The following is a 5,188-nucleotide window of genomic DNA, read 5'->3' as shown; positions in this document are numbered from 1 at the left end:
CCGAATCAGCACCGGCTCTGGTGGGGTGGGCGGTCTTCCCGCTCACAGCTCGCCTCACGTTAAAGGCACGGTCGCCCTGGGCGGGAATGTTTCGATGCTGGACGGTCACGTCGAGTGGCGAAAGCTGGAGCAGATGTCCGTGCGGTCCGTTGCCAGCAACGGCGGTCCCGTCCCCGCCTTTTGGTGGTAATCGTTTCCAACCCAACCCAAACCCAACCATGAAAATCCTGAATTCCATCGGTGAAACGGTGCAGATATATCCGCGCTGTCAACCTTCCATCCCGGCAAGTCCAACTGTTCGCCGAGGCTTTCGTGCGCCATTCGTTTTTCGCGCCGTGCACGCCCTTGTCGCCGCGGCGCTATCGTTGTCGTCTGCCTCTGCCGCGACGCTAGAACTCACCACGATTCCACCGACGCCCGATGCCGACGACGTTTACAACCTGATCGGGGGCGCGAATGACGACGCAAACCTCAACAACGGCAGCGACGGCAATAACTACGTGGCAGGAGATCGGCCCACGCAGGGCCAGACCTTCACGACGGGCGCCAACGCCGGCGGATATGTGCTCAGCGACATTTGGATTCGTCACGCGGGCTACACCGAGGCAGCGACGTCAGGGAACGGCACATGGTGGAACATGGGCAACGGCGGCGTATGGGTCTTGCGGGTTACCGATCCTTCCAAGAGCGGCCAGGCCGGTTTCGTAGTGCGTTCCGAAACGTATGTTTCCACTGGAACCGAAAACAATGGCGCGGTTTGGACGGGCGGAAACGGATCGCTGGGCGACGACGTATGGCTCCACTTCACGTTGGGCACGCCCGTCCAGGTGGCGCCAGGCACCGTCTACGGAATTGACCTCACGGCCACTGGCAGCCCGGGATTGAACTACTTCGAATGGCTTGGCAACGAGACCAACGTGTTAACCTCCGGCACGGCCTACACGGGAACCACTGCCGCAACTCCTGGCAACTCTGTCAACAACGTGGCCGGCGACCGCGTGTTTCTTGTCCAGCTCGGCAATTTCGTTCCCGCGGTGCAACCCGAATTGACGTCGCCGTTGCGATTTGTTCCCGCCGGCCAGACGGTTCAAGTCGCTGCAGTCATTCCGTCCATTGCAAACGCGAACACGGCCGCGACGCTGGTGATTACGAACAACAGCCCGGGAATCATCAGCCTGCCGGGCGGCGTCAATTCGATCACGCTCAACTTCGCCGCTGGTGCAACGAACGTTCAAACCTTCAACGTGCAGGTGCTGGCGAAAGGCAGCGGATCGATCGGTGTCATTCCCAATTCCTCGTTCACGACGAACTCGCTGGAAATCGGAACGCCGATCGTGGCCGAGGAACCGTTTCATTACGATGCCGTCACCCAGATGTTCCTTGAAGGCGCAAATGGCGGAACCGGTTTTTCCGGGCCGTGGGTGCAGCCGTCCTTCGCGGACATCATTGTCGCCGGCCTCGAATACCAAAACGGCGCCACCGCGTTCGTGACCTCAAGCAATGCGGCTGGCGTTTCGGGCGCAGGCAACGAAGCGTTCCGTTCGCTCGAAGGAACCTACGGAGGCGTCGGGGGTGGCACAGTGTACATTGGCTTTCTCGTGCAGGCGCCCGGCGGCGCCATTTCGGATTGGGGCGGCTTGTCGTTGTTTAACGGGCCTGCAGCGGAAAATCTTTTCATGGGTTCGGTCCTCAGCCTGTCGCCCAACGACACCTGGGGTTTCCTCCAGGGCGGAAATGTTCAGATGAACTTTGCCGGCAGCCCGACACCGGGATTGCAAGTTGACCTGCTGGTTTATCGAATCGACTTCCCCGCAACGAATGGCGGCATGGCGCGCGTGAGCTTCCATGCAAATCCGCCCATGAATAGTACGGAACCCTTCAGCCCCACAGGATCAGCCCTCGTTAATAACTTCACGTTCGATCGAATCCGGCTGGGAACCTCCGACACGCTCTACTTTGATGAAATCCGCCTCGGCACAGCGTGGACGAATATCATGCGCTTCACTGGACCTGCGCAACCGCTGCCCCCGCCCGCGCCACAGTTGACGATTCCCACCCGGTTCATTCCGATTGGCGGTTCAGGTATCGTGACCGTAACAATTCCCGCCAGCGCGCCGCAGCCTGTCAGCATGGTCATCAGCAACGACAATCCCGCCGCATTCAGCATCAGCAGTTCGAACGCGGCCCTGACGACGCTGACCTTTGCCAACGGCGCGACCAACGTGCAGACGTTCACGATTCAAACTTTGGCGGAAGGGATCGCGAATCTCACGGTCCTGTCGAACGCGACGATCAATACCGCATCGCTGACGGTCGCGGCCCAGGTGTCCGCAAGTGAATCGTTTGCATACGAAGCGGGAGTCGAGAATCTGCCGGGCCAGGCTGGTGGAAATGGCTTTGATGTGAACGCGTGGACGGGTGTGGGAAGTGTGACGAGCCCCGGCCTCACCTATCCCGGGCTCCTTGCATCCAGCAATTCGGCTACAATTATTACGGGGAACGCAGATCGCCTGTTATCGTCGATTTCTGGTGTGCACGGCGGCGCGGGAGGCGGAACGGTTTGGGTCAGCTTCCTTGCGCAGGGCGCCTTTCCTGAAACGCCGGGATCCGCTGGCGTGTCACTGCTCAGTGCCGGGGGCGTGCCGCTGTTCCTCGGCCTTTCCACTGCCGCTCCCAACAACGGCCGGTGGGGTTTTACCGGAGCCGCGCAAGGACAGGATGCTGATTTTCCGGACAGCGTCGCACCCAGCACAAACACCACCCTGCTGGTTTATCGAATCGACTTCCCCGTCTCGGGCGAGCTCGCACAGATTACCTTTTACGCAAATCCGCCCGTCGGGCCCAATCCGCCTGCATCACCCAGCGGATCGGGAGCCGTGCGCAATTTCACGTTTGATGGAATTCGCATCGGCACGGATTTCAACATGATCTTCGATGAACTTCGCCTGGGCGCCAGTTGGGCCGCTGTTGTGCCAGGCACGACAGTTCCCGAGCTCGCAATTGAACGGATTGGCAACACGCAGGTGAGAGTTACATGGGCGGACGTCGCGGGCGCGACCCTGCAAAGCAGCTCGAGCCTGAATGGACCGTGGGCCGCGGCGAATTTGATCGAGAGCACACAGGCCGGCCAGCGCATCGCGACGGATACACTCGCGGGAACGGCGAAGTTCTATCGCCTCGTTCGTTAACTCACTTGGTTCAGACAACAAACCCAAAGAAACAAAACATGAAAACTCGACTCATGATCGCATGTGCCCTGGCAGCCCTGGCCGCGCCAGCCTCCCAGGCAGCACTCCAGGTCACCAACGGTGACTTCCAAAACAACGCTCCCGCGAATAATACGTGGGACGTGGACAGTTGGTTTAATTCCCTCCCAACCGTCACGGGCCAGGCGAACAACTCGTGGTGGGAAGGCACGTGGTATGGCCCGACCGTATCGCCCAACGGAACTTCGGTGATGGGTCTCGGCTACATGTTCGCAACGCCACACTGGGCTTATCAAAGCCTCGGAATCAATGATGCCGGCGCGAGTTCTCTCGCCCTGCAATTTGATATTGGCTCGTTTACCGATGCCGGCGGTGCGCGCGACATGGGAATCACGGTTGCCTTGTATCAAACCGACGGCAGCTTCACACCTGCGGATGACGTCGATATCGCGGGTGCCGCAGGCGTCACGCTCATTGATTCCGTTTCGCTCACCAGCGGAGCCCTGGCACCGGGGGAGAGTGTCACCCGCACGGCAAACCTGGATCTGAGTGGCGCGAATAACTCCAGCCCGATCTTCCTGCGCTTCATCAATTCACCCACCGGAACGGGCGAACCCTGGGCTGCGATCGACAATATTCAGATCGTTCCGGAACCCGGAACCCTGGCTATCCTGGGCGTCGCGGCCGCTGCGGGATTGGTGTATCGTCGACGGAACTAAGCTGTACGATGCGCCCGGCAATCCGCGCCGGGCGCATCCTTTTTTGCCCATGGAATCAATGATGACCGCAGTGCAGGTTTCCAAACCTGTCCTGCCCTCCGCAGTAGGCTGCTACGGAGTACGGGCTGTATCGCCAGCTTCCCAACGGGAAGATCGTGGACCGCGCCAGCAGTGTGGAAACAACCCCCACCCCAGAAGTGTGCGATGCAGACTGTTGCGATTGCTTGCATCGCTATTAATGCTTGCAGCTCTCGCCCTCAGCCCCAGTCACGCCGATCAGGTGCCGCCTGCGATATCGCTTCGAGCCGAACCTTTCGAGCCGCGCAACGTGCAACTGCTGGACGGCCCTTTTCGCCACGCTGCGCAGTTGACTGCAGACTATCTCCTGACTCTCGAACCCGATCGACTCCTGAGTTGGCATCGAAAAGAGGCAGGCCCTTCGCCGAAAGCGGAAAACTACGGCGGCTGGGAAGCTCGCGGACTGGCAGGCCACAGCCTCGGCCATTATCTGTCCGGCTGCGCACGCATGCTTCAAGTCACGGGCAATCCGGAATTTCAGGAGCGAATCGATCTCGTTGTGCGGGAACTGGCAGAATGCCAGGCGGCGAATGCAAATGGGTATGTGGGAGCAATCCCTGAAGGCAAACGGATTTTCAGCGAAATTGCCCGCGGAGAAATCCGGTCCAGCGGCTTCGACCTGAACGGCGGATGGGTTCCCTGGTACAACATCCACAAACTCTTCGCAGGCCTGATCGATGTCGCACGCTTCACGACGAATGCGCAGGCAGTTGTCGTCGCAACCAACCTTGCAAACTGGACGGCGGAGGCGACGCGGAATCTTTCCGACGCGCAATGGCAACGCATGCTGGCTTGTGAATTCGGAGGAATGAACGAGACCCTGGCGGATCTTTATGCGCTAACTGGCAACACGAATTACCTTTCGCTCGCGCAAAAGTTTTATCATCGCGTCATCCTCGATCCCCTCGCGGAAGGCCGCGATGAACTCGCAGGAAAGCACGCGAACACGCAGATCCCCAAAATCGTGGGTGCGGCGCGGCTTTACGAGCTGACCCGCGATCCGCGGCAGGCGATCTCGGAATTTTTCTGGGATCGTGTGACGCGCGACCACACGTATGTCACAGGCGGCAACAGCCAGGGCGAACACTTTGGCCCCGCAGGCGAACTCAGCCGGCGACTCGGGCCGCAAACGACGGAAACATGCAACAGCTACAACATGCTTCGCCTGACGCGAAAACTGTTCCA

At 59.8% G+C, this 5,188-nt stretch carries 4 protein-coding genes; all 4 read left to right on the top strand.

Annotated elements, in window-relative coordinates; all coding sequences use genetic code 11:
• Window positions 1–190, top strand: a 190-nt coding sequence (locus VEH04_08530) for a hypothetical protein (protein ID HYG22813.1), incomplete at its 5' end; no start/stop codon positions are given.
• Between the two features lie 28 nt (window positions 191–218).
• A complete protein-coding gene (locus VEH04_08525) occupies window positions 219–3,188 on the top strand; it encodes a hypothetical protein (protein ID HYG22812.1) in 2,970 nt (989 codons plus the stop codon).
• A gap of 38 nt (window positions 3,189–3,226) precedes the next feature.
• Window positions 3,227–3,925, top strand: a complete 699-nt coding sequence (locus tag VEH04_08520; GenBank protein ID HYG22811.1) for a PEP-CTERM sorting domain-containing protein — start codon at window positions 3,227–3,229, stop codon at window positions 3,923–3,925.
• A gap of 238 nt (window positions 3,926–4,163) precedes the next feature.
• The coding region (locus VEH04_08515) for a beta-L-arabinofuranosidase domain-containing protein (protein ID HYG22810.1) at window positions 4,164–5,188 on the top strand (1,025 nt) is incomplete at its 3' end.

The organism is Verrucomicrobiia bacterium (genome assembly GCA_035629175.1).
GTDB lineage: Bacteria > Verrucomicrobiota > Verrucomicrobiia > Limisphaerales > DASXHY01 > DASXHY01.
This window is presented reverse-complemented; position numbering and strand designations above follow the sequence as displayed.

Coding starts and splice junctions, on each gene's coding strand:
- VEH04_08525 (HYG22812.1), top strand. CDS start 219: ATGAAAATCCTGAATTCCATCGGTGAAACGGTGCAGATATATCCGCGC.
- VEH04_08520 (HYG22811.1), top strand. CDS start 3,227: ATGAAAACTCGACTCATGATCGCATGTGCCCTGGCAGCCCTGGCCGCG.